Source organism: Castellaniella denitrificans (assembly GCF_027214045.1).
In the GTDB taxonomy this organism is placed as follows: Bacteria; Pseudomonadota; Gammaproteobacteria; order Burkholderiales; family Burkholderiaceae_B; genus Castellaniella; species Castellaniella denitrificans_A.
In genome coordinates this window covers 287656-311084 of sequence record NZ_JAPWHE010000003.1, presented here as the reverse complement: position 1 = coordinate 311084, position 23429 = coordinate 287656, and the positions used below count along the sequence as shown (strand labels likewise).

23 protein-coding genes, 1 pseudogene and 2 riboswitches are annotated in these 23429 nt (G+C 67.6%); of the genes and pseudogenes, 10 read left to right on the top strand and 14 right to left on the bottom strand.

The genetic code is table 11. The features are described 5' to 3' along the window. Window positions 1–11 precede the first annotated feature (11 nt). Entirely contained in the window at window positions 12–518 is a 507-nt protein-coding gene (gene tsaE / locus O4H32_RS07240) for a tRNA (adenosine(37)-N6)-threonylcarbamoyltransferase complex ATPase subunit type 1 TsaE (protein ID WP_269357903.1), read from the top strand. Beyond that, a complete protein-coding gene (locus O4H32_RS07235) occupies window positions 485–1849 on the top strand; it encodes an N-acetylmuramoyl-L-alanine amidase (protein ID WP_407932625.1) in 1365 nt (454 codons plus the stop codon). The genes tsaE and O4H32_RS07235 overlap by 34 nt, the downstream gene beginning before the upstream one ends. A 78-nt stretch (window positions 1850–1927) precedes the next feature. Here O4H32_RS07235 and O4H32_RS07230 read toward each other — a convergent pair whose 3' ends face one another. Beyond that, window positions 1928–2572 (bottom strand): VTT domain-containing protein, encoded by a 645-nt coding sequence (locus O4H32_RS07230; RefSeq protein WP_269357901.1) that lies wholly within the window; start codon window positions 2570–2572, stop codon window positions 1928–1930. Between the two features lie 58 nt (window positions 2573–2630). Between O4H32_RS07230 and mutL the strand changes: the two genes are divergently transcribed. Both mutL and miaA read left to right on the top strand, forming a co-directional pair. Then, window positions 2631–4523: a DNA mismatch repair endonuclease MutL gene (gene mutL / locus O4H32_RS07225; RefSeq protein WP_269357900.1), complete on the top strand. Its 1893-nt coding sequence runs from the start codon at window positions 2631–2633 to the stop codon at window positions 4521–4523. A gap of 39 nt (window positions 4524–4562) precedes the next feature. Next, the gene (miaA, locus tag O4H32_RS07220) at window positions 4563–5510 is read left to right on the top strand and encodes a tRNA (adenosine(37)-N6)-dimethylallyltransferase MiaA (RefSeq protein ID WP_269357899.1); all 948 of its coding nucleotides are present in this window, start codon (window positions 4563–4565) and stop codon (window positions 5508–5510) included. A 27-nt stretch (window positions 5511–5537) separates the two neighbouring features. Here miaA and purM read toward each other — a convergent pair whose 3' ends face one another. Next, window positions 5538–6587, bottom strand: a complete 1050-nt coding sequence (gene purM, locus O4H32_RS07215) for a phosphoribosylformylglycinamidine cyclo-ligase (protein WP_269357898.1) — start codon at window positions 6585–6587, stop codon at window positions 5538–5540. Window positions 6588–6661: 74 nt separating this feature from the next. Here purM and hda point away from each other — a divergent pair, with 74 nt between their 5' ends. Genes hda through O4H32_RS07195 form a run of 4 tightly spaced genes read left to right on the top strand, consistent with a single transcriptional unit; the run spans window position 6662 to window position 10105 of the window. Beyond that, a complete protein-coding gene (hda, locus tag O4H32_RS07210; RefSeq protein ID WP_269357897.1) occupies window positions 6662–7399 on the top strand; it encodes a DnaA regulatory inactivator Hda in 738 nt (245 codons plus the stop codon). Next, the gene (locus O4H32_RS07205) at window positions 7396–8100 is read left to right on the top strand and encodes an HAD family hydrolase (protein ID WP_269357896.1); all 705 of its coding nucleotides are present in this window, start codon (window positions 7396–7398) and stop codon (window positions 8098–8100) included. The genes hda and O4H32_RS07205 overlap by 4 nt, the downstream gene beginning before the upstream one ends. 39 nt (window positions 8101–8139) lie before the next feature. Then, window positions 8140–9537, top strand: coding sequence for a polynucleotide adenylyltransferase PcnB (gene pcnB / locus O4H32_RS07200; RefSeq protein ID WP_269357895.1), 1398 nt, complete (start codon window positions 8140–8142; stop codon window positions 9535–9537). 58 nt (window positions 9538–9595) lie between these two features. Beyond that, window positions 9596–10105, top strand: a complete 510-nt coding sequence (locus tag O4H32_RS07195) for a 2-amino-4-hydroxy-6-hydroxymethyldihydropteridine diphosphokinase (RefSeq protein ID WP_269357894.1) — start codon at window positions 9596–9598, stop codon at window positions 10103–10105. 22 nt (window positions 10106–10127) lie between these two features. Here the strand turns inward: O4H32_RS07195 and O4H32_RS07190 are convergent, their stop codons facing one another. Continuing rightward, entirely contained in the window at window positions 10128–10613 is a 486-nt protein-coding gene (locus tag O4H32_RS07190; RefSeq protein WP_269357927.1) for a VOC family protein, read from the bottom strand. Window positions 10614–10649: 36 nt separating this feature from the next. After that, window positions 10650–11033, bottom strand: a pseudogene (locus tag O4H32_RS07185) (YybH family protein); the annotation flags it as partial. Window positions 11034–11185: 152 nt separating this feature from the next. On the opposite strand from O4H32_RS07185, the gene O4H32_RS07180 reads away from it, so the two are divergent. After that, window positions 11186–11848, top strand: a complete 663-nt coding sequence (locus O4H32_RS07180) for a winged helix-turn-helix transcriptional regulator (RefSeq protein ID WP_269357893.1) — start codon at window positions 11186–11188, stop codon at window positions 11846–11848. An 85-nt stretch (window positions 11849–11933) separates the two neighbouring features. Further along, entirely contained in the window at window positions 11934–12443 is a 510-nt protein-coding gene (locus O4H32_RS07175) for a dihydrofolate reductase (protein ID WP_269357892.1), read from the top strand. 15 nt (window positions 12444–12458) lie between these two features. Here the strand turns inward: O4H32_RS07175 and O4H32_RS07170 are convergent, their stop codons facing one another. The 10 genes from O4H32_RS07170 to O4H32_RS07125 all read right to left on the bottom strand — a co-directional run bounded on the left by O4H32_RS07170 (window position 12459) and on the right by O4H32_RS07125 (window position 23421). Continuing rightward, window positions 12459–12674: a tautomerase family protein gene (locus tag O4H32_RS07170; RefSeq protein ID WP_269357891.1), complete on the bottom strand. Its 216-nt coding sequence runs from the start codon at window positions 12672–12674 to the stop codon at window positions 12459–12461. 212 nt (window positions 12675–12886) lie between these two features. Further along, on the bottom strand, window positions 12887–15766 hold the full coding sequence (gcvP, locus tag O4H32_RS07165; protein WP_269357890.1) for an aminomethyl-transferring glycine dehydrogenase: 2880 nt from the start codon (window positions 15764–15766) through the stop codon (window positions 12887–12889). 54 nt (window positions 15767–15820) lie between these two features. Further along, on the bottom strand, window positions 15821–16192 hold the full coding sequence (gene gcvH / locus O4H32_RS07160) for a glycine cleavage system protein GcvH (protein ID WP_269357889.1): 372 nt from the start codon (window positions 16190–16192) through the stop codon (window positions 15821–15823). 64 nt (window positions 16193–16256) lie between these two features. Beyond that, window positions 16257–17339, bottom strand: coding sequence for a glycine cleavage system aminomethyltransferase GcvT (gene gcvT / locus O4H32_RS07155; RefSeq protein WP_269357888.1), 1083 nt, complete (start codon window positions 17337–17339; stop codon window positions 16257–16259). Between the two features lie 41 nt (window positions 17340–17380). Then, window positions 17381–17485, bottom strand: a riboswitch (glycine riboswitch). A 12-nt stretch (window positions 17486–17497) separates the two neighbouring features. Next, window positions 17498–17594, bottom strand: a riboswitch (glycine riboswitch). Between the two features lie 95 nt (window positions 17595–17689). Continuing rightward, entirely contained in the window at window positions 17690–18862 is a 1173-nt protein-coding gene (locus tag O4H32_RS07150; RefSeq protein WP_269357887.1) for a 2-methylaconitate cis-trans isomerase PrpF family protein, read from the bottom strand. Between the two features lie 8 nt (window positions 18863–18870). After that, a complete protein-coding gene (locus tag O4H32_RS07145) occupies window positions 18871–19587 on the bottom strand; it encodes an ABC transporter ATP-binding protein (RefSeq protein WP_269357886.1) in 717 nt (238 codons plus the stop codon). Then, window positions 19580–20314 carry an ABC transporter ATP-binding protein gene (locus tag O4H32_RS07140; RefSeq protein WP_269357885.1) on the bottom strand — a complete coding sequence of 245 codons (735 nt, stop codon included), beginning with the start codon at window positions 20312–20314 and terminating at the stop codon, window positions 19580–19582. Before O4H32_RS07140 ends, O4H32_RS07145 begins: the two co-directional genes overlap by 8 nt. 10 nt (window positions 20315–20324) lie before the next feature. After that, entirely contained in the window at window positions 20325–21272 is a 948-nt protein-coding gene (locus O4H32_RS07135) for a branched-chain amino acid ABC transporter permease (protein ID WP_269357884.1), read from the bottom strand. 19 nt (window positions 21273–21291) lie between these two features. Beyond that, complete coding sequence (locus O4H32_RS07130) at window positions 21292–22161, bottom strand: branched-chain amino acid ABC transporter permease (RefSeq protein ID WP_269357883.1); 870 nt, start codon at window positions 22159–22161, stop codon at window positions 21292–21294. 84 nt (window positions 22162–22245) lie between these two features. Then, window positions 22246–23421 (bottom strand): ABC transporter substrate-binding protein, encoded by a 1176-nt coding sequence (locus O4H32_RS07125; RefSeq protein WP_269357882.1) that lies wholly within the window; start codon window positions 23419–23421, stop codon window positions 22246–22248. Window positions 23422–23429 lie beyond the last annotated feature (8 nt).

Sequence of the window (23429 nt, the reverse complement as noted above, 5' to 3'; positions counted from 1 at the left end):
AGACGCTCCCGATGACGACCCCGCTTTCCACGCTTGAATGGCCCCTTCCGGACGAGGAGGCCACCGTGGCCCTGGCGCAACGACTGGCCGGACTGGTCCGCGGCCCGGCACCGGATGGCCCCGCCGCCGGAGGCCGCATCCACCTGCGCGGCGAACTGGGCGCGGGCAAAACCAGCCTCGCCCGGGCCCTGCTGCGGGCCTGTGGCGTGACCGGCCGGATCAAGAGTCCCAGCTACGCACTTCTTGAAAGCTATAACGTTTCTAACTTATACTTCTATCACTTTGATTTCTATAGATTTAGCGATGCCCACGAATGGCGGGACGTGGGTTTCGACGAACTGCTCGACACACAGGCGGTCATCCTGATCGAATGGCCCGAGCAGGCCGGTACGCAATTACCGCCACCAGACTTGGACATCCGGCTGGAATACGCTGGCAACGGTCGGCACGCCCACCTGGCCGCCCACAGCGAAAAAGGACAACAATGGCTGATGCATCTGGACCCGCCTCGCCGATGAGCGCCCCCGCCGCCCCGCTGCGTCGCAAGATGATCGCTGGCGGCGGCGCCCTGTTGCTGCTGCCCGTCGTGCCGCGCCTGGCGCGGGCCGCCACCATCCTGGCGGTGCGGACCTGGCCGGCCGACGAATACACGCGCGTGACGCTGGAAATGGACACCGAGCTGAAGGCCGAACACTTCACGCTCGACCATCCGTTCCGGCTGGTGGTGGACATCGAGGGTCTGCGGCTGAGCCCCGCCATCAACGACCTGGTTTCCAAGATCCGGCCCAACGACCCCTACATCGGCAGCGTGCGCGCGGGCCAGAACCGCCCCAACGTGGTGCGCCTGGTGTTCGACCTGAAACAGGATGTCGCTCCGCAGGTCTTCACCCTGAAACCGATTGGCGAATACAAGTACCGTCTGGTGCTGGACCTCTATCCGAAGGTCGCGCAAGACCCCCTGATGGCCTTGTTGAAGGACGCGGAAAACGATCCGCTGGCCGGCATCCTGGAAAACCTCGCCCAGAACAGCCCCACCGAAGCGCCCATCCCCTCGGTGGAAGGGCAGAAACTGCCGCCGATCGCCCGGAACGCACAGCCCGTCATCCCGCCGCCCCAGCCGCGCCCGGCGCCCGGCGCCCGGCTCGGACGCCCGATCCTGATCGCACTGGACCCCGGCCACGGCGGCGAGGATCCGGGCGCCATCGGCAGGCGGGGCACACGCGAAAAAGACATCGTCCTGCAAATCGCCCAACGGCTGAAGAAACTGATCGACGCACAGCCGAACATGCGCGCCTACCTGACCCGGGACCGCGATTATTTCGTACCGTTGAACGTGCGGGTGCAGAAGGCTCGTCGAGTCCAGGCCGACCTGTTCATCTCCATCCACGCGGACGCATGGATCAAGCCGTCGGCGCGCGGCTCGTCGGTCTGGGCCCTGTCGCAGCACGGAGCCACCAGTTCCGCCGCCCGCTGGCTGGCGAAAAAGGAAAACGACGCCGACCTGATCGGCGGGGTGAATCTGGGCGCGCACAACGCCCAGGTCGCCAAAGTGCTGCTGGACCTGTCCACCGGCGCGCAGATCAACGATTCCATCCGGGTCGGCACGCAGGTCCTGAACGAGATCGGCAAGATCAACCAGTTGCACAAGAACCGCATCGAGCGCGCCGGTTTCGCCGTGCTGAAAGCGCCGGACATCCCGTCGATCCTGATCGAGACCGCCTTCATCAGCAACCCCCAGGAAGAACAGCTGCTGCGCACCTCGGCGCACCAGCAGCGCATCGCGAATGCCGTGCTCAGCGGGATCCAGGACTATTTTTCAGCGCACCCCGCCCTCGCGCGACGTGAATGAGGCAGGGCACCCAATCGCCCCTGCGGGCGATTGGGTGCCTGACGAATCCGAGCGGCTTGCAAGCCGCGAGGTGGGCACTCAGACTTGCCCGGCCTTGTTGCCGCGCAGCAGCTTCCAGAGCACGCCGCCGGCCGCCGGCCCGGCGGCCGCCCCCACGCCGATCAGCACGATGGTGTTGAGGTGTTCCTTGATGATGGGGACGTTGCCGAAAAAATAACCCAGGGTGATCAGGCCGGCGACCCAGACGATGGCCCCCAGGGCGTTGTAGAGCTGGAAGGTCAGCCAGCGCATGCCGGCGACCCCGGCCACGAAGGGCGCGAAGGTCCGGAACAGCGGCAGGAAGCGCGACAGCACGATGGTCTTGCCGCCGTGTTTCTCATAAAAGACGTGGGTCTTGATCAGGGCCTTGCGGTCCAGGAACCGGTAATCGCGCGAAAAGACCTTGGGACCGATGAAGTGCCCCACCTGGTAATTGACGGTGTTGCCCAGGATCGCGGCCGCGATCAGGATGCCCCCCAGCAGGACCGGATCGAGCAGGCCGGAAGCGCCGAACGCCCCGGCGATGAACAACAGCGAATCCCCGGGCAGGAACGGCAGCACCACCAGCCCCGTTTCACCGAAAATGATGAGCGCCAGGATCAGATAGATCCATGCGCCGTATTGCGCCACCCAGACACCCAGGTACTGGTCGATGTGCAGAATGAGTTGGAACAGTTCAGCCATTTGGCCACGAGACCTCGAAAAACAGGGACGGGAACGAGCCCTCACTATAATCGTTTTCATGACGCGAACCATTGCCGCCCTGCCCGACATCCTCATCAGCCAGATCGCCGCGGGCGAAGTCATCGAACGCCCCGCCTCCGTGCTGAAGGAACTGCTGGAAAACGCCCTGGACGCCGGCGCCCGGGCCATCGAGATCCGCCTGGACGGCGGCGGCATCCGCCGCATCCTGGTGGCCGACGACGGCCACGGCATCCCGCCCGGCCAGTTGCCACTGGCCCTGCAACGCCATGCGACCAGCAAGATCGCCTCCCTGGCGGAACTGGAGTCGGTCGCCACCCTGGGATTCCGGGGCGAGGCCCTGGCCTCGATCGCCTCGGTCGCCCACCTGACCCTGAGTTCGCGCACCGCCGGGGACACGCAGGCCTGGCAGCTCGCCGCCGGCCAGGCGGATCCGGCCCCGGCGGCGGGCCCCGTGGGTACGCGCGTGGATGTACGCCAGCTGTTCGACCACATCCCCGCGCGGCGCAAGTTCCTGCGCAGCGAACAGACCGAATACGCCCACTGCCTGGACGCCATCGAACGCATCGCGCTGGCGCATCCCCAGGTGGCCTTGCGCGTGTTCCACAACGACAGGCCCCAGCGCAACTGGCCGGCCACCGACATCCTCGGCCGCATCCGCGATGTGCTGGGAGACGAATTCACGACCCAGAGTCTGCCGGTGTCGGCCGAACAGGGGCTGGTCGCACTGGAAGGCTGCATCACGCGCCCGACTTTCGCCCGCAGCCGGGCCGATCGGCAATACCTGTACGTCAACGGCCGCTACGTGCGCGACCGCACGGTCTCCCACGCGGTGCGCCAGGCCTACGCCGACGTGCTGCACGGCGACCGGCAGCCGGCTTTCGTGCTGTTCCTGACGCTGGACCCGGCAGGCGTGGACGTGAACGTGCACCCGGCCAAGCACGAGGTCCGCTTTCGCGACAGCGGGGCGGTGCACCGCTATGTCGCCCAGACGCTGGGCGAAGCCCTCGCGGGGCGCGGCGGGGCCGCTGCGGACGGGCCGGTCGACGCGCCCCCCGAGCCGACGGCCGGCGACGGGGCCGAACCATCGCGGTTCGAGACGCCTGGCGCGGCGGCGCACACGGCACCCCGTCCCGCATCCCCCTACCCCGCCCGCATCCCGGTCCAGCAGCGCTTCGCGCTGAACGACCGTCTCCCAGCCCAGGACTGGCGCAAGCTGTACCAGCCGCTGGATGCCGCCGACGCGGCGGGTCCGGAACGGGACCCGGCAGGCCGCGATCGCGCGGCATCGGGCGATCCGGCCCGCGCGGGCGGATCGCCCGCGGACACCGTCCCCACGGCGCAGGCCGACCTGCCCCTGGGCATGGCGCTGGGCCAGTTGCACGGCATCTACATCCTGGCCCAGAATGCGCGCGGCCTGATCCTCGTCGACATGCATGCGGCGCATGAGCGCGTGGTCTACGAATCCCTGAAACAGGCCCTGGACCAGGCGCCGTTGCCGGCCCAGGACCTGCTGGTCCCGGTGGTGTTCACCGCCACGGAAATCCAGGTCGCCACCGCCCAGGCGCACCAGGACGCGCTGGACGAACTGGGTCTGCGGATCCGCGCCACCGGCCCGGCCTCGCTGGCCGTGCGCGCCGTCCCGGCCCTGCTCGCCCGGGGCGACATCGAATCCCTGGCGCGCGGGGTGCTGGCCGACGTCGAACGCATTGGCCATTCGGCCCGGCTGACCGAGCAGCGCAACGAACTGCTGTCGACCATGGCCTGCCATGGCGCGGTGCGCGCCCACCGGCGGCTGACGCTGGACGAGATGAACGCCCTGCTGCGCCAGATGGAACGAACCGAGCGCGCCGACCAGTGCAATCACGGGCGCCCGACCTGGTTCCAATGGAGCCTGGGCGATCTGGACAAACTGTTCATGCGGGGACAGTGACTCGATGCCGCACGCCCCATCCCGCCCGGACCCCGCCTCGTGAATCCGGACCATACGCCCTTGCTGATCTGCCTGGCCGGTCCGACGGCGTCCGGCAAGTCGGCGGCCTCGATGGCGCTCGCGCGGCGCTGGCCGATCGAGATCATCGTCATGGATTCGGCCACCATCTACCGGGGCATGGACATCGGCACGGCCAAGCCCACGGCCGAGGAACAGGCACGCGTGCCGCATCACCTGCTGGACATCCGCGATCCGGCGCAGGCCTATTCCGCCGCCGAGTTCGCCCGCGATGCCGCCGCGCTGGCGCGGGACATCCGCGCGCGCGGCCGGATTCCCCTGCTGTGCGGCGGCACGATGCTGTACTACAAGGCCCTGCGCGAAGGGCTGAACGACCTGCCCGAAGCCGATCCGGAAATCCGCCGGCACCTGGACGCGCAGGCCCTCGAACGCGGCTGGCCCGCCCTGCACGCCGAGCTGGCGCGCGTGGACCCCGTCACCGCCGCCCGGCTGGCGCCTCACGACAGCCAGCGCCTGCAGCGCGCGCTGGAGATCTGGCACAGCAGCGGCCGCCCCATGAGCGACTGGCTGGCGCAACCCCCGATGCCGGTCCTGCCCGGCTGGCGTTTCGAGACAATCAGCCTGGAGCCCTCGGACCGGGCCGTGCTGCACGCCCGCATCGCCCGGCGCTACCAGGCCATGATCGCTGCGGGCTTGCCGGACGAGGTGCGGAGCCTGCATGCCCGCGCCGACCTGCACCCGGGCCTGCCGTCGATCCGCTGCGTGGGCTACCGGCAGCTCTGGGATCACCTGGATGGCCGGATTTCCCTGGATCAGGCCATCGAACAGGCCATCGCCGCCACCCGCCAATTGGCCAAGCGCCAGATCACCTGGCTGCGGTCGCTGCCGCAGCGGATCCCTGTGGATTGCCTGTCGGATCGGGCCGCGGCTGAAATCACGCGGCACTGCGCACGCATGCTGGGGGATTGAAACGCGGGCGCCCGGGCCCGCGCCGGATCAGTCCACGATCGTCTGCGCGCCGCCTTCGGCCCGGTTTTCGATCGCGCCCAGCGCGTAGACGGTCTCGCCCTGGGCGCGCAGGGTGGCGGCGATGGCGTCGGCCTGGGCCGGATCCACCACCAGCACCATGCCGATGCCGCAGTTGAACACGCGCGCCATTTCCTGGTCGGCCACGCCGCCCTGGGCCTGCAGCCATTGGAACAGCGCCGGCCATTGCCAGGCGTCGCGATGCAGATGGGCGCACAGCCCCGGCTGCAGGATGCGCGGCACGTTTTCCAGCAGGCCGCCGCCGGTGATGTGCGCCAGGCCCTTGATCGCCGCGCCGTGGGCCGCCAGGGCGGCCAGCACGGACTTGACGTAGATGCGGGTGGGTTCCATGACCACGTCGCCCAAGGGGCGGCCGTCCAGATCCTGGTCGGGATGCGCGCCGGCGTGCTGCAGGATCCTGCGCACCAGGGAATAGCCGTTGGAGTGCGCGCCGCTGGAAGCCAGGCCCAGCACCGTATCGCCGGACCGGATGCCGGCGCCGTCGATGATCGCGGACTTTTCGACCGCGCCGACGGCGAAACCCGCCAGATCGTATTCGCCGTCCGGATACATGCCGGGCATTTCCGCCGTCTCGCCGCCGATCAGGGCGCAGCCGGCCAGTTCGCAACCGCGCGCGATGCCGCCCACGACGCGGGCCGCCGTATCCACGGACAGCTTGCCGCAGGCGAAGTAATCCAGGAAATACAGGGGCTCCGCCCCCTGGACCAGGATGTCGTTGACGCTCATGGCGACCAGATCGATGCCGACCGTGTCGTGACGCTGCCATTCGAAGGCCAGGCGCAGCTTGGTGCCCACGCCGTCGGTGCCGGACACCAGCACCGGTTCGCGCAGATGGCGCGGGATTTCGAACAGGGCGCCGAAGCCGCCGATCCCCGCCATCACGCCGGGCCGCATCGTGCGGGCGGCCAGGGGCTTGATGCGATCGACCAGTGCGTCGCCGGCATCGATGTCGACCCCGGCGTCGCGGTAGGTCATGGAGGGAGAGGTGCCTTGTGTCATGAGAAAAACCGCCGAATGTGCAAGAATTGCAAGTTTGTATATTCGCCTGATTTTACGATGAACTGCACCCCAGCATGACGCAAGACCGGACACCGCCCTTCGCGCAGCCCCAGGCGCAGCAATTGCTGCTCGACATCCTGCCGGGCACGATGCCGTCGCTGGACGCGTTCGTGCCCGGCGCGAACCTGGCCGCGCTGCAATCCGTGCGGCTGCTCGGCCCCGGACGCGCCGTGTATCTTTGGGGCGGTATCGGCTCGGGGCGCAGCCACCTGCTGCGCGCCCGTGCGCAAGGCGCGGGCTGCCATTACCTGGATGCGCGATCCCCGGCACAGCGGCTGCACGCCCTGGCGACGGACGAGGACCAGGCCCTGTCCCTGGTGGCGGTGGACGACGTCGCCGACCTGAATCCCGCCGCACAGGCGGCCCTGTTCGCCCTGTTCAACCGCTGGCGCACCGCCGCCGGCACGCCGGGCGCCTTCGCCCTGCTGACCGCGGGCGACCGCGCCCCCCTGACCATGCCGCTGCGCGAAGACCTGCGCACCCGCCTGGGCTGGGACCTGGTGTTCCGCCTGGAGCAGCTGTCCGACGAGGACCGTGCACAGGCCCTGCGCGATCGCGCGCGGCAGCGCGGTCTGCAACTGTCCGACGAAGTCCTGCACTGGATACTGACCCGCTGCGACCGCGACATGGGACGCCTGACGACACTGATCGACAGCCTGGACCAGTATTCCCTGGCCCGCCACCGCCCCATCACCCTGCCCCTGCTGAAAGACCTGCTGGCCGACGCGCCGCCCCCCCAGAGGAACCCATGACCACGCCGACTCATCTGGCCCTGTTCGACCTGGACCACACCCTGCTGCCTTTCGACAGCGACTACCAATGGGCCGAATTCCTGGCGCGCACCGGCCGCGCCGGCGACCCGGAAGCCGCCCGCCGCCGCAACGACGACCTGATGCGCCGCTACAACGAGGGCACCCTGTCCGCCGAGGAGGCCGCCGACTTCATGCTGGGCCTGCTGCGCCTGGGCCGGCCGGACGAGCTTGACCGTTGGCACCTGGACTACATGGCCGAGGTCGTCGAACCGGGCATCCTGCCGCCCGCGCGCGAACTGGTGGCCGAACACCAGGATCGCGGCGGACTGTGCGCCATCGTCACGGCGACCAATGCCTTCGTCACCGCTCCCATCGCCCGTTCTTTGGGCATCGACCACCTGATCGCCACCATCCCGCAGCGCGACGCGCAAGGCGGCTACACCGGCCGCATCGAAGGGACGCCCAGCTTCAAGGCGGGCAAGGTCCTGCGCGTGCGCGAATGGCTGCGGGAACAGGGCCGGCAACTGGAGGATTTCGACGAATCCTGGTTCTACAGCGATTCCATGAACGACCTGCCCCTGCTCGAGGCGGTGACCCACCCGGTGGCCACCAACCCCAGTCCGGCGCTGCGCGAAACCGCCGTCGGCCGTGGCTGGCGCGTCCTGGACCTGTTCGGCGCCCTGCGGGACGCGAAATCCTGAGCGGGGACAGCGGCGATACAAAGCCTTAAAATACGCGCCATGCTCAAGCAGACCATCAAGAATTTCGTCTCGCGCCTGTTCGCGACCCCGCCCAGCGGCCCGGTGCGCCTGTCGCGCGACAAGCACGGCATCGATCGGCGCCTGGTGTCGCGGCACGCCATCAAAGTCTGCGAAGTCCTGAACCAGCACGGTTTCGACGCCTACATCGTGGGCGGCGCGGTGCGCGACCTGATCGTCGGCCTGGAACCCAAGGATTTCGACGTCGCCACCAACGCCACGCCCAACCAGGTCCGGCCGCTGTTCCGGCGCGCCCGCATCATCGGCCGGCGTTTCCAGCTGGTACACGTCGTGTTCGGCCAGGAAATCATCGAGACCTCGACCTTCCGCGCACCGTCCTCCGGCAACCAGGAAACCGACGAACACGGCCGCATCCTGCGCGACAATGAATTCGGCACGCACGAAGAAGACGCCGCGCGACGCGACTTCACCATCAACGCCCTGTACTACGACCCCCTGAAAGAAGAGGTCATCGATTTCCACCAGGGGGTGGCGGACCTGAAAAACCGCGTGGTGCGCATGATCGGCGATCCGGACACGCGTTACCGCGAGGATCCGGTGCGCATGCTGCGGGCACTGCGTTTCCAGGCCAAGCTGGGCGCGCGCATCGACCCGGGCACCGAGGCGCCGATCAGCCGGCTGTCGGCGCTCATCGAGCACGTTCCGGCCTCGCGCCTGTTCGACGAGACGCTCAAGCTGCTGACCTGCGGTCACGCCATGGACTGCCTGCGCGAACTGCGCCGCTCGGGCCTGACGAAAAGCCTGATCCCGCTGATCGACCGCATCTTCGAGGAAGACGGCGGCGAGGCCTTCGTGGAGATCGCCTTGTCGCGCACCGACGCCCGGGTGCGGGCAGGCAAGCCCGTCAGCCCCAGCTTCCTGTTCGCCGCCCTGCTGTGGCGGCTGGTGCAGAAACGCTGGGCCGCCCTGACCGCCCAGGGCGTGCAACGCAACGAGGCCCTGATCCGCGCCGCCGACTCGGTGATCGAGGAACAGATGGACAAGCTCGCCATCCAGCGCCGCCACCAGGCCGACATGCGCGAGATCTGGCTGATGCAGGCCCGCTTCGAGCGCGCCACGGTGCGCTCGATCTGGCGCATGATGGAACAGCCGCGCTTCCGCGCCGCCGTGGATTTCCTGCAATTGCGGGCCGAGGCCCGCGAGGTCGACAGCGTCCTGGCCCAATGGTGGATGGACCTGTCCGACAGCAACGATGAACGCCGCTCAGAGATGATCGACACCTGGCAGGCAGGCCACGCCGGCGCCCGTCGCGCCAGCTCCGGCGCGACCCGCAAGCGTCGCCGCCGTCGCAACACATCCGCGGGCGTGGGCGGCCAGTCCACGCGGGCCGCCGATGCGCCGGAAGGCGGCGCCGCCTGAACGTCCGCCTTCGACCCGCCCGCGCCCGGCGCGACGCATCGAAACCGCGCCACACCGCATGAGTCCTTCCGGCCCGCCCCCAGACCCGCCAACCGTCCAGGCCTACATCGGCCTGGGCGCCAATCTGGGCGACGCCGCCGACACAGTGCGCCGTGCCGCGGCCGAACTGGCCGCCGTGCCCGGCGTGTCCGCCCTGCGGCTCTCGCCGCTATATGGCACGGCACCGGTGGATTCCTCCGGCCCGGACTACGTCAACGCCGTGGCCGGCCTCGACACCACGCTGCCGCCGCTGGATCTGCTGTCGGCCCTGCAGGCCATCGAACAGCGTCATGGCCGGAAACGGCCCTATCGCAACGCCCCCCGCACCCTGGACCTGGACCTGCTGCTGTACGGCGACCGATCCCTCGGCCTGCCCACCCTGACGGTCCCCCACCCCCGGATGCACGAACGCGCCTTCGTCCTGCGGCCCCTGATGGACCTGGCGCCCGGCCTGACACTGGCTCAAGGCGGACTGGAAGCCCTGCTGGCGCGCTGCGCGGACCAGGCCATCCGGCGGCTGGTCCGCTAGATCCACCCGCGGCCGGCCGGCCTCAGGCGCCGGCGAGCCCGGCCATCGCCGCCCGCATGTCCTCCGGACTCACGTCGCGCACGTGGGTCGCGATCGACCAGCGATGTCCGTAGGGGTCCTGGACCACGCCGTAGCGGTCGCCCCAGAACATGTCGGCCGGCGGCATCACCGCTGTGGCGCCCTCCCGCACCGCCCGCTCGAACGCCGCGTCCGCATCGGGCACATACAGGTGCAGGGACACCGGTGTCCCGCCCAGTGTGGCGGGACTGCTGGACTGGCAGGCGGGCGTTTCTTCCATCAGCATCACGGCGGAATCGCCGATCCACAGACAGCCGTGCATCAACTGGCCGTCCGGACCGTCCAGCCGGACGGTCCCGGTCGCGCCGAAAGCCCGCTGGTAGAAATCGAGCGCGCCGGCCGCGTCCCGGCAGACCAGGTGCGGCGTCACCGCGTGCATGTCGGTCGGCACCGGCGAAGGCCCCCCGACCGCATCGGGCGACAGGCCCATCAGCGCCTTGCCGGACTTCAGATCGAAGGGAAAGGAGAAATGCTCATGGACGATGACCCAGCGGCCGGCCTCGCGCCGGAATCCCGTGGTCATGCGGCTCCAGGCCTCGCCCGCGTCTCCGCCGGCCGCGCAGGCCAGCAACGCGTGCGCATAGCCCAGGTCGTCCGCCGCCTGGACGTCCAGGTCCCTGAACGTGAAGCGCACGCTGCCCGGGCACATCCGCAGGCATTCTTCCCAGTGCGCGAGATAGCGCTCCCGCCCCGCGAAACGCAGCGTCTTGATGGCGTCATAGGCGACCACGTCCTGCGCGTAGCAGACCGCCAGCGCATCCATGTCGTTCCGGCCCACGGCCGCGGCCCAATCGTCCAGCACCTGCCGGATGCCGGCCTGCGCAGCTTCCTTCTGTTTCTTGTGCTCCATTTCCATCTCCTCTCTTTCGCCGCCCACCCATCGGCCACGAGGATCGCGGCCCGTGGGCGCCGATGCTTTCATCCGGCGCACTATAGCATTCTTTAATCCTAAAAAATAACTAACAAATTGTTTTTTAGGACTACATGATAAGATGGCGTCCCATGAGCACCAAGAGAAGCTATGCCGACGGCTGCGCGGCCGCCCACGCCCTGGACCTGATCGGCGAACGCTGGTCGCTGCTCATCGTGCGCGAACTGATGCTCGGCCCGAAACGTTTCACCGACCTGCGGGCCGGCCTGGGCCGCATCAGCGCCAATGTGCTGACCCAGCGGCTGGCCGAGCTGGAGGCGGCCGGGATCGTCGTCCGGCGCCGGCTTCCGCCACCGGGCGGCATGGCCTACGACCTGAGCCCCTGGGGCCGGGAACTGGAACCCATCCTCCTGCAACTGGTCCGCTGGGGCGTGCGCTCCCCCGGTTTCGCGCGCGGCGCCCCGCTGGGCGTGGACGCCATGGTGCTGTCGATGCGCGCCCTGTTCGACCCCATCGCGGCCTCGGGCCGGGACGCCCGGGTCCGCCTGGTCCTGGACGACCAGCCTTTTTCAGCCCGGGTGGCCTGCGGCCGGCTGGACGTGCATCGCCAGGGGCCGGCGGATCCCGAGGCCGAAGCGACGCTGGACACGTCCCCCACCACCCTGCTGCATCTGGCCTACGGTGCGGCGGATCCGGACGCCGCGGTGGCGGCGGGACTGGCGCGGATCTCCGGCGAACGGGCCGCCCTGGACCGTTTCCTGGGGTGCTTCCGGGTGCCTGACCTCGCGGATTGAGGCCCCTTCCGGCAGGACCGGCCGGCGCGCGCGGTTCATCACCTGGTTTACACTGGCGCGCATGTCTTCACGGAGCGCCCCCACCATGCCGTCCAGTCCCGCCATCCGCCTGGTCGTCGCCTACACCGACACCCGTGTGATCGGCCGCGACGGCGGCATGCCCTGGCACCTGCCCGCCGACCTGGCGCACTTCAAGCGCAGCACGCTGGGCCATCCCATCGTCATGGGGCGCAAGACCTGGCTGTCCCTGGGGCGTCCCCTGCCCGGTCGTCGCAACCTGGTGCTGAGCCGCGATCCGGCCTTCGCCGCGCCCGGCGCCGAATGCCATGCCACCCTTGAATCCGCGCTGGCCAGCTGCGCGCAGACCGATCTCGTCTGCATCATCGGCGGCGAACAGATCTTCCGGCTGGCCCTGCCCCTGGCCGACGAGCTGGTCGCCACGGAAATCCACGCCGAACTGGCCGGCGACACCTGGTTTCCGGCACTGCCCGCCGGGCACTGGCGGGAAGCCGAACGCCTGCCGCAACCGCCGGAAAACGGCCTGGCCTACGACTTCGTCACGTATCGGCGCGTCCCCGGGACCAAGACCGCCTGAACGCGGGGGCGCGCCTCAGCCGCCCGACGCTTTGGCGCGCGCCCGGATCGCCGTCACCGGTTCGCCCGCGATCCCCCAGTTGTCGGTGTCGACTTCCTCGATCACCACGAACGTGGTCTTGGGGTTCTTGCCCAGCACGTCCACCAGCAATTGGGTCGTGCCCTCGATCAGGCGGGCCTTCTGCTCGGCGGTGGCGCCCTCGCGGGTGATCTTGATGTTGACGTAGGGCATGGGGCGGTCTCCGGATCGCAAAGAGGAAAAGAAGAGGATAGGAAATACCCCCACGCCGCGCAAGCTCCGCTTGCTTGCTGCCCCCCAAGGGGGCGCTTTTACCTTGGGGCGGCCCGACGGTAAAAAAACCCGGCGGTCCGTGCAACGCGGAACTCGCCGGGTGGGGCAGGCGGTGGGTCCGGGTCTCTGCGGACCCGGGCGGGGAAGAGCGGTCAGGCCGTGACGGGTTCGGCGGCGTAGGACTCGACCGGCGGGCAGGCGCAGCTGAGGTTGCGATCACCCCAGGCATTATCCACCCGCGCGACCGGCGGCCAGTACTTGCGCGCCGCCATGCCGGGCAGCGGGAAGGCCGCCTGTTCACGGGTGTACGGGTGCGTCCAGTCCTGCACCAGCAACGTGGTCGCCGGATGCGGGGCGTTGACCAGCAGATTGTCGTCGGCCGGCTGCTCGCCGCGTTCCACGGCGGCGATTTCCTGGCGGATGGCGATCATCGCGTCCACGAAACGGTCCAGTTCATCCAGGCCTTCGGATTCGGTCGGCTCGACCATCAACGTCCCCGCGACCGGGAAGCTCATGGTGGGCGCGTGGAATCCGTAGTCCATCAGACGTTTGGCGATGTCCTCGGCGCCGATGCCGCTGGCGTCCTTGATCGGACGGATGTCCAGGATGCACTCGTGCGCCACCCGGCCGTTGGCCCCGGCGTACAGGATCGGATAATGCGGCGCCAGGCGCGCGGCCAGGTAGTTGGCGTTGAGGATGGCCACCTGGGTGGCGCGACGCAGGCCTTCCGCCCCCATCATCATGATGTACAGGGTCGAGATCGGCAGGATGCTGGCCGAACCGTAGGGCGCGGCCGACACCGGGCCGGACTGCCCCGCCGGCAAGCGGCCGTCCTCGCCCACCACGCCGGGCAGGTACGGGGCCAGGTGCGCGCGCACCGCCACCGGGCCGACGCCCGGGCCGCCGCCGCCGTGCGGAATGCAGAAAGTCTTGTGCAGGTTCAGGTGCGACACGTCGGAGCCGAAACGGCCCGGCTGGGCGACACCCACCATGGCGTTCATGTTGGCACCGTCCAGGTAGACCTGGCCGCCGGCTTCGTGGATCAGTTCGCAGATTTCGGTGACCGTGGTCTCGAACACGCCATGCGTGGACGGATAGGTGATCATCAGGGCGGCCAGGCGGTCGCCCACCTGGGCGATCTTCGCCCGCAGATCGTCCATGTCGATGTTGCCGTGGTCGTCCGACGCCACAACCACCACGTCCATGCCCGCCAGATGGGCCGAGGCCGGGTTGGTGCCGTGCGCCGAGGCCGGGATCAGGCAGACGTTGCGCTGGTGCTCTCCGTTGGCCTGGTGATAGCCGCGGATGGCCAGCAGGCCGGCATATTCGCCCTGGGCGCCGGAGTTGGGCTGCAGGCTGATCCGGTCGTAGCCGGTGATCTCGCACAGCGCGGCGCACAGGCGTTCGATCATTTCCTGGTAGCCCTGCGCCTGGCCCGCGGGGGCGAACGGGTGCATGTGACCGAATTCGGGCCAGGTCACGGGGATCATTTCCGCCGTGGCGTTGAGCTTCATGGTGCAGGAGCCCAGCGGGATCATGGTGCGGTCCAGCGCCAGGTCCTTGTCGGCCAGGGCGCGCAGGTAGCGCAGCATGTCGGTCTCGGACTTGACGCGCGAGAAGGAAGGATGCGCCAGGATGGCGCCCTGGCGGCGCAGGGCCGCCGGGATGCCGTCGGTCCCGGCCGAGAAGTCCGGGGCGACGCGCGCCACGCCCATGCCGGTCGCCAGCGCGCCGACCAGGATCTCGATGTCCTGGGTGCCGACGGTCTCGTCCAGCGACAGGGCGACGTGGGCGCCGTCCACGCGGCGCAGGTTCATGCCGCCGTCCACCGCCGCGTCCAGCACCGCCTGGGTGCGGGCGCCGGTTTCCACATGCAGGGTGTCGAAGAAAGTGTCGTTGCGGACCTTCAGACCCATGGCGCGCAGGGCGCCGGCCAGCTGGCCGGTGTGCGTGGCCACCCGCCGGGCGATGCGGGCGATGCCCTGGGGACCGTGCCAGACGGCGTACATGGCGGCCATCACCGCCAGCAGCACCTGCGCGGTGCAGATGTTGGACGTGGCCTTTTCCCGGCGGATGTGCTGTTCGCGGGTCTGCAGCGCCAGGCGCAGGGCGGGTTCGCCGCGCGCGTCCTGGGACACGCCCACGAGGCGGCCCGGCAGGTTGCGCTTGTAGGCGTCCTTGCAGGCCATGAAGCCGGCGTGCGGGCCGCCGTAGCCCATGGGCACGCCGAAGCGCTGGGCCGAGCCCACCGCGATGTCGGCGCCCCATTCTCCCGGCGGCGTCAGCAGCGCGAGCGCCAGCAGGTCCGTGGCCACGGCGACGATGGCGCCGGCGGCATGGGCCTGCTCGGTCAGCGCGCGATAGTCGGCCACGCCGCCCAGGCTGTGCGGGTACTGCAGCAGCACGCCGTAGCAGTCGGGCAGTCCGTCGGCCTCGTCGCCGACCACCAGCTCGATGCCCAGCCCGGCCGCGCGCGTGCGCAGGACTGCCACGGTCTGGGGGTGGACGTGGATGGACACGAAAAAGCAGTCGGACTTGGCGCGCGAGACACGACGCGCCAGGGTCATGGCTTCGGCCGCGGCCGTGGCTTCGTCGAGCAGCGACGAGTTGGCGATGTCCAGCCCCGTGAGATCCGTGATCATGGTCTGGAAGATCAGCAGGGCCTCGAGGCGGCCCTGCGAGATTTCCGGCTGGTACGGCGTGTAGGCGGTGTACCAGGCGGGATTTTCCAGGATGTTGCGCAGGATCACGTGCGGCACGTAGGTGCCGTAGTAGCCCTGACCGATGTAGCTGCGCAGCACCTGGTTGCGGCCGGCGATGGCCTTCAGGTCCGCCAGCGCCTCCACTTCGCCCAGCGGCCCCGGCAGATCCAGGTACGGGGCTTCGGACAGGATGTTTTCCGGCACGACCTCGCGGATCAGGGCGTCCAGGCTGGTGGCGCCGATGGCCGCCAGCATGGCGCGCTGGTCGGCTTCGGACGGCCCGATGTGACGGGCGATGAATTCGGAATGCGTGGCGGAATCGCGCAGCATGGGGTTCTCCGGGGTGAAACCGAGTGACTCAGGGAATGAACGGCGGGCCGTGGATCAGGCCTGGGCCTCGTAGGCGGCGGCGTCCATCAGGCCGTCGGCGTCGGCGGCATTGTCGGGCTTGATCTTGAAGATCCACTGCTCGTAGGCGGCCTCGTTGATCAGGGCGGGCTGGTCGTTCAGGGCCTCGTTGAAGGCGACGATCTCGCCGGCGACCGGCGCGTAGATGTCGGAGGCGGCCTTGACGGATTCGACCACGGCGGCCGTGTCGCCGGCGGCCAGATGCGCGCCGACCTGAACGTCGCCGACGAAAACCAGGTCGCCGAGCTGGTCCTGGGCATCGTCGGTGATGCCGACCAGGAAACAGTCGCCGTCGGCCTTGACCCATTCATGGGAGGCCGTGTATTTGCGGTCGTTGGGAATGGACATGATGTACCCCGTTGTCAGTGATAAGAATGAAAAGGAAAGGGAGCGCGGACGCGGCCGATCAGAGTCAGACCAGGGCCTGGCCATTGCGCACGAAGGGCGGGCGCACGATTTCGGCGGGCAGCCACTTGCCGCGGATCTCGACTTCGGCGCGGTCGCCCGGCGCCGAGCCGACCGGCACGCGGGCCAGGCCAATCGAAAAGCCCAACGTGGGCGCCATGGTGCCGCTGGTGAGTTCGCCTTCGCCCTGGGCGGTACGGACCTTCATGTGGCCGCGCATGATGCCGCGATCGAGCAGCTTCAGGCCCACCAGTTCACGGGTCTTCGGGGCGGATGTCAGGGCGGCGCGGCCGATGAAGTCGCGGGACTCGTCCTTGAGGGAAATGGTCCAGGCCAGGCCGGATTCCAGGGGGTGGACGGTCTCGTCCATGTCCTGGCCGTAGAGGTTCATGCCGGCTTCCAGGCGCAGGGTGTCGCGCGCGCCCAGGCCGCAGGGCCGCACGCCGGCCTGCGCCAGGGCGTCCCAGAAGGCCTTGACGGCCGAGGCCGACAGCACGATCTCGAAGCCGTCCTCGCCGGTGTAGCCGGTGCGCGCCACCAGGGTGTTCTCGTCGATCGCCGTGCTGGTGAAGGGCTTGAGGTCCTGGGTGGCGGGCTTCCAGTCGGGATGGACGGACCAGACGGCCTCGCGCGCAGCGGGGCCCTGGACGGCCACCATGGACAGGTCGCGCCGGGGGGCGACGGTCACGCCGTAGGCGGCGGCCTGCTCCCGCATCCAGGCGAGATCCTTGTCCGCCGTGCCGGCGTTGACGACCACGCGCCAGCGCTCCGGAGCGAAAAAGTAGACGATCAGGTCGTCGATCACCCCGCCGTCGGGCCGCAGCATGCAGGAATACAGGGCCTTGCCCGGCTGGCCGGCGATGCGCGCCACGTCGTTGGCCAGCAGATGGCGCAGGAAATCCTGGGCGCGCTCGCCCGCGATATCGACGTTGAGCATGTGGGACACGTCGAACATGCCCGCAGCGCGGCGGACGGCGTGGTGCTCTTCGAGCTGGGAGCCATAGGCCAGGGGCATGTCCCAGCCGCCGAAGTCGACGATCTTGGCGCCCAGGGCGACGTGGGTTTCGTACAGGGGGGTTTGCGCGGGCATGGAAACTCCGGACGAGAAAAAGGGGCGGCAGTGAATGCCGGCAGCGCCCTTCTGTCCTTTTGCCTGAGAGTTGCCCCGCACTGCTGGGGGTTCACCTTCGGCGCCCGCGCCCGGATCGGGGAACGGGTCTCTCCAGAATGCTGCGATGCGATGACGGCATCATGCGAATGGTACGGGGTGCCTGAGCGATTCCGGGCGAATTGCGCCTTCGGCGGCCGCCCGATGCGCGGTGCGGCGCTCTCCCACCCGCATCGGGTGACAGCAAGGATGAAGCATACTCTGAAACGGGGCGGTTCAACAATCGCCCCCGGCCGGATTGAGGCACCCGGTCCCGGGCGCCGCAATCCGGGTCAGGGCATCGGATAGACACGCCCCTCGAACAGCCGTCGGGCCGTGCGAAAGAAATAGCCGCGCTCCGCCACCCAGCCTGCGTCGTCCCGTCGCACGTCGGCTCCGACCGTCAGGACCCCCGACGGCATGCCGATCCGCAGTGCTTTGCGACGGCCGTCACGCCGGGCCGCGACGGCCGCCACGGTGCCGTCGATGCGCGCAGCCACGGCAATGCACAGCGACGCCGTCAATTGCAACGCCTGATGCGGCTGTCCGCTGGAAATCATCCGCACGGTCAGATCCACCGCTTCGGCACGGATCATTTCGCCCGACAACATGACGGCATCCCGAGGCGGCGACACGATGCCCACGAAAGGAATCATCCGGCGCCCACGTGCCTCTTCGAGACTGCCGGCGATGCCCATCGCCACCGAAGCATGAATCCGGATGTCATTCAACATCTCCAGCACATCCGGCCGTGCCGTGAGTTCGGCCGGCATTTCGAGGCCGGTCAGTCCGGCCGACTGCGGATCGACCAGCACACAGGCATTGGCCGCATCGACCATGGACACCCGGAAGCGGCCCCGCCCGGGAATCTCCAGCCATTGCGCGGCCTGGCCGGTTGGCAGCAGCCTGCCGGTGCTGGCGCCACCCGGGTCGAGGAATTCCAGCCGGATCGGCGCCCCGGTCCCCGAGACCCCCGGAATCCGCAAATCGCCCCGCACCCCGGCCTTGTCGCCCTCCGTCGGGAAAAACGCGTGGATGATCTTGCCCGTATTGGTATTGTGAATGCGCACACAGGCTTCGGGACCTGCGGCTTTGATCAGGCCTTCATCCAGGGCGAACGGGCCGATCGCGGAAGACATATTGCCGCAATTGCCGCCAAAATCGACACGCGCCTCGTCCACCATCACCTGGGCAAAGGTATAGTCCACGTCCGCACCGGGCACACTGGGCGGCCCCACGACGCAGATTTTCGAGACGGACGACACGCCTCCGCCCATGCCGTTGAGCTGACGCCCATAAGCATCCGGGCTGCCCATCAGGGCCACGAACAAGGCACTCCAGTCTTCTTGCCTGGCGGGCAGGTCGGCGCGATGCAGGATCAGGCCCTTGCTCGTGCCGCCCCGCATGAAGACCGCAGGCAGGCTGTCCGTGCCCGGCAAAGGACGATCCGATGCGGGATCCGCCATGGATCGGGTCATAGGTAGTACCGCCGCGCGAGTTCTTCATGATCCTGTTCCAGTTCGGACACGGGGCCTTCGGCGACCACGGTGCCGGCACGCAACATGTAGAACCGGTCAATGACCTGGGCGGCCAGCAGCATGTTCTGCTCGACGAGCAGGATCGACACATCGCCGTCATTGCGCAAGGCACGCATCATGGCACCGATTTCCTGGACGAACAGCGGCGACAGGCCGGCCGAGGGTTCGTCGAACAGCATGATGCGGGGTTCGGCCATCAAGGCCCGGCCAATGGCGAGCATCTGCTGCTCACCCCCCGACATGGTCGACGCACGCTGGGCGACCCGTTCCTTCAGGCGCGGAAAATAGTGAAACACTCTTTCGAGATTGCGGTCGAAGGTCTTGGGTGCCCGCGCCAGGGAGCCCAGACGCAGATTGTCGAGCACCGTCAGGTCGCCGAACAGGTCGCGCTCCTGGGACAGCTGCAGCAGGCCGCGACGCACGATCTGATGCGGCGGACACTGATGGATCGGTTCGCCGAACAGTTCCAGGGTCCCGCCGGATGGCCGCAGGAACCCCGACACCGCATTCAGCAGCGTCGTCTTGCCCGCACCGTTGGTGCCCAGCAGGCCGACCGCCTCGCCTTCGTACAGCGACAGGCCAATGCCCGACAGGGCCTGGGTCCTGCCATAGCGCACGTCCAGATTCGAGAGATGGAGAATGGGATCAGGCATGGCCTAAATAAACCTCCAGCACATGTTTGTTGTTCCGGATCTCGCCGGGCGGGCATTGGGCGATTTTTTCGCCGTAATTCAGCACCAGCACCTGATCCGACACCGCCATCACGAGATCCTGGACGTGTTCGACCAGAAGGATCGCAATGCCTTCGGCCGCCAGGTCCCGCAAGGACTCGCCCAGATGCAGGCGATCGCCGGGAGACAGACCCACCGCGGGCTCGTCCAGCATGATCAGTTCGGCGCCGGCCACCATGGCGCGGGCGATTTCCACCAGCCGCTGCTGGCCGAAAGACAAATCGCCCGCGGGTCGATCCGCCAGATCGGCGATGCCCATTTTGTCGAGCATCGCCCGGGCGCGTCCGGTCGCGGCGCGTTCGGCCCGGTCCGATGCGGGCCAGCGCGTGACGCAGCCCCAGAACGTGCTGGGCGTATCCAGTTCGAGCCCCGTCAGCACGTTTTCCAGGACCGACATTTCTCGCAGGATGCCATTGTTCTGGAACGTGCGGCGGATCCCCAGCGCGGCAATCTGCGCCGGGCGCAGGCCGGTGATCGGCTGGTCCTTGAACGCGACGTGACCCTGCGCCATCGGCACAAACCCGCCGATGGCGTTGAATGCGGTCGTCTTGCCGGCACCGTTCGGCCCCATCAACGTCAGTACTTCGCCCCGCTGGACGGAAAACGACAGCCCATTGACGGCGGTCAGCCCCGAAAAGCGGACAGTCAAATCACGAACCTCAAGCATTTCGACGGTCCTCCCGGTACAAGCGTTCCCTCATCCAGGGCAAATGCGCAGCCAGAAATCCGCCGACGCCCTTGGGCATGAAGAACAGCACCACGATCAGCAGGGCGCTGAAGACGATTTCTTCCAGGCCCGGAAAATTGCGCAGCAGTTCAGGCAGTCCTGTCAGCAGCACGGCACCGATCATGGATCCGGCCAGGCTGCCCAGGCCGCCGATCATCACGATGACGAAATGCATGAGCATCTGCGAAATCCCGAACGTATCCGGCGACACCCGGCCATTGAGAATGGCATACAAGGCGCCGGCCAGACCGGTGATCAGGCCACTCCAGGCAAAGGCAATGATCTTGGTCCGGTTGACGGCAATCCCCAGGGACCCGGCGGCCGGTTCGTTATTGCGCACGGCAACGAACGCCCGCCCGTAGCGCGAGTGCAGCAACAAAGCGCTGGCGCCCACACCGATGACCACCATGAACAGGAACAAGTAATACTTCTTCATGTCGCTCAGGGCGAATCCGAACAGGGAGACGTCCGGCATGTTGAAGCCGCCCGAACCATAGGTGACGGCATCGCCATGGACATAGAACCAGCGCATCAGCTCGCCAAACGCCAGCGTGATGATGGCCAGGTAATAGCCGCGCACACGCAGCGCCGGCAAGCCGACCAGTATGCCGGCCAATCCGCCGCAGACGGTTGCCAACAGGATGGCCGACAGGCTGCCAAAGCCCAGGTGCACCATGGACAGGCCTGCCGCATAGGCACCGATGCCGAAAAAGGCGGCGCTGGCGAAAGCAAGCTGGCCAAGATAGCCCAGCACCGTATTCAGGCCCACGGCGACCAGGCAATAGACCAGCATGGTACTGGCCACGAACAGTTGATAATCATTGGCCAGCAGCGGCAGCGCCATCAGCAGGGCCAGAATGATGATGACGACATATCGCATTGTCGATACGGGCAGCGCTTTATCCACGACCTTGCCTCCATTCTCCGAGCAAGCCCTGCGGCCGAACCACCAGGACCATGATGATCGCCAGGTATGCCGTGATTTCCACCAGGGCGCTGGACACATAACCGCCGATCAGATTTTCCAGCACCCCCAGCATCAAAGCCCCCAGTACGGCACCCGGCAGTGAGCCGAAACCGCCCAGCGTCATGGCCGCGAACGCCTGGATCAGCATGTGGGCGCCCATGTCCGGATAGACCAGCGTGCTGGGCGCAATCAGAATGCCGGCCACCGCGCCGAGCGCGGCGCTCGCGCCCCACATCAGATTCTGGAATCGCGGCACGTTGATGCCCACCAGCGCCGCGCCGCGCGGCGTCTGCGAAGCGGCCTGAATGACCTTGCCCGTCTGCGTGCGCTGGAAGAAATAGAAGAATCCCAGGACGATGATCACCGAAGCGCCGACCACCAGCAGATCCTGAGGCAGCAGCACGACCGAACCCATTTCGATGGGATCGCCATCCACCAGCGGCTGCAACGGCGCAACCTCGCGGCCATAGAAAAAACGCGACACGCCCTTGAAAAGATAGGACAGCGCGATCGTCATCATGGCCAGACTGATGTGCGGCGCGTTCTGCAAAGGACGCATCAGCAGGCGCTCGACCAGACTGCCGAACACCGCCAGCAGAACCAGCGCAAACACGATGGAGGCCGCATATGACCAGCCCAGCGTCTGCTGGGCGATCAGGATCGCGAACGCCCCCAGCATGAAAAATTCACCGTGACAAAAATTGACGATCGTCGTGGAGCGGTAGAGCACGGTCATGCCCAATGCCACCACCGCATACACACTGCCATTCACGAGCCCACTCACAATCAGCTGAGCCAGCATACATTCACCCCCATCCGCGGCCGTTCCGGGCGCTCCCGTAAGGGGCGCCCGGCCGGCGCATTTATCGTGTGCCGGACGGCGATCTCAATGACCGGCCGGATACGTGGCGACGATCTCGGCGTGGTCTTTGGGCCAATAGATCATCTTGCCGCTGCTGATCCCCGCGTGGACTTCCGGCGTGAAAGTCAGGGGGCCGGATTGCAGACCCGGATTGAAATCATGCAGTTTGTTCAGCGCATCGATGAACTTCGCCCGCGTCAGGTCGGGGCCGGCCCGCTTCAGTGCCTCGACGACCGCCAGCGCGCCCGTCATACCCATGAAGCTGAGCGTTTCCACCGGCTCATTCGGATAGTACTTGCTGTACATGTCCTTCCATTTGCCGAATTCCGGCGCATCCAGCGTGCTGGACAAGGGGTAGAAGACGAACAGGTTCTTGGTCGCTTCCGGGTTTCCGACACGATGGACCATGTCCTCGATCGACACGCCCTGCGTGGTGACGGTCGGGGCCTTGACTCCGTACTTGGCGGCATCGCGCAGATACAGCGTCAGTTCGGGCGGATACAGGATCGCCAGCACCACATCGGGCTTGGCGCTGCGCAGTTTGAGCAGTTGGGAAGTCGCACTGGTACTGCCGCGTTCGAGCCAGACGGATTCCACAGGCTCGATCCCTTTGCTCTTCATGTATTCAAGCAGCGGATTGATATGCGATTTACCCCATTCGTCGGAATGGCTGATGATCGCGATCCGCTTGGCGCCCGGCTTGGACAGCGCGAAATCCAGCATGGTGTGGGTGACCGTGGTGGTGGTCGCGATCGGGTGGAACAGATTGGCCATGACCGGCGAAGAAATCGCCGAACTGGCGGCACCCAGGACCATATAGGGCAGATCGGGATTCCGTGCGAGTTCCGGCTTGATGGCCATGACCGTGCCGCTGCACCACCCGCCATGCACCATGAAAACCTGATCCTGCGAAATCAGTTTTTTGGTGGCCGAAATCGTCTTGTTCGGATCGCACGCATCGTCTTCGATCATCAACTCAATCTGCCGGCCATTGATGCCGCCGTGTGCGTTGACGTCCTTGTAGATGGCGGCTGCGCCGAACAGGGGCAGCGAGCCGATCGCCGTCGGACCTGTCAGGGGTCCGAACATGCCGATGCGGATCGTCGTGTCCGTCACGCCGGTTTCGGCCAAAGCCGGCGACGCCGTCGTCGCCATGGAGGCCGCCAAAAAGAGGGCCGCCGTTGCTAGGGATTTCTTCATTGTTTCCT

Coding starts and splice junctions, on each gene's coding strand:
- tsaE (WP_269357903.1), top strand. CDS start 12: ATGACGACCCCGCTTTCCACGCTTGAATGGCCCCTTCCGGACGAGGAG.
- O4H32_RS07235 (WP_407932625.1), top strand. CDS start 485: ATGGCTGATGCATCTGGACCCGCCTCGCCGATGAGCGCCCCCGCCGCC.
- O4H32_RS07230 (WP_269357901.1), bottom strand. CDS start 2,572: ATGGCTGAACTGTTCCAACTCATTCTGCACATCGACCAGTACCTGGGT.
- mutL (WP_269357900.1), top strand. CDS start 2,631: ATGACGCGAACCATTGCCGCCCTGCCCGACATCCTCATCAGCCAGATC.
- purM (WP_269357898.1), bottom strand. CDS start 6,587: ATGACACAAGGCACCTCTCCCTCCATGACCTACCGCGACGCCGGGGTC.
- hda (WP_269357897.1), top strand. CDS start 6,662: ATGACGCAAGACCGGACACCGCCCTTCGCGCAGCCCCAGGCGCAGCAA.
- O4H32_RS07205 (WP_269357896.1), top strand. CDS start 7,396: ATGACCACGCCGACTCATCTGGCCCTGTTCGACCTGGACCACACCCTG.
- pcnB (WP_269357895.1), top strand. CDS start 8,140: ATGCTCAAGCAGACCATCAAGAATTTCGTCTCGCGCCTGTTCGCGACC.
- O4H32_RS07195 (WP_269357894.1), top strand. CDS start 9,596: ATGAGTCCTTCCGGCCCGCCCCCAGACCCGCCAACCGTCCAGGCCTAC.
- O4H32_RS07190 (WP_269357927.1), bottom strand. CDS start 10,613: ATGGGCCTGTCGCCCGATGCGGTCGGGGGGCCTTCGCCGGTGCCGACC.
- O4H32_RS07180 (WP_269357893.1), top strand. CDS start 11,186: ATGAGCACCAAGAGAAGCTATGCCGACGGCTGCGCGGCCGCCCACGCC.
- O4H32_RS07175 (WP_269357892.1), top strand. CDS start 11,934: ATGCCGTCCAGTCCCGCCATCCGCCTGGTCGTCGCCTACACCGACACC.
- O4H32_RS07170 (WP_269357891.1), bottom strand. CDS start 12,674: ATGCCCTACGTCAACATCAAGATCACCCGCGAGGGCGCCACCGCCGAG.
- gcvP (WP_269357890.1), bottom strand. CDS start 15,766: ATGCTGCGCGATTCCGCCACGCATTCCGAATTCATCGCCCGTCACATC.
- gcvH (WP_269357889.1), bottom strand. CDS start 16,192: ATGTCCATTCCCAACGACCGCAAATACACGGCCTCCCATGAATGGGTC.
- gcvT (WP_269357888.1), bottom strand. CDS start 17,339: ATGCCCGCGCAAACCCCCCTGTACGAAACCCACGTCGCCCTGGGCGCC.
- O4H32_RS07150 (WP_269357887.1), bottom strand. CDS start 18,862: ATGGCGGATCCCGCATCGGATCGTCCTTTGCCGGGCACGGACAGCCTG.
- O4H32_RS07145 (WP_269357886.1), bottom strand. CDS start 19,587: ATGCCTGATCCCATTCTCCATCTCTCGAATCTGGACGTGCGCTATGGC.
- O4H32_RS07135 (WP_269357884.1), bottom strand. CDS start 21,272: ATGCGATATGTCGTCATCATCATTCTGGCCCTGCTGATGGCGCTGCCG.
- O4H32_RS07130 (WP_269357883.1), bottom strand. CDS start 22,161: ATGCTGGCTCAGCTGATTGTGAGTGGGCTCGTGAATGGCAGTGTGTAT.
- O4H32_RS07125 (WP_269357882.1), bottom strand. CDS start 23,421: ATGAAGAAATCCCTAGCAACGGCGGCCCTCTTTTTGGCGGCCTCCATG.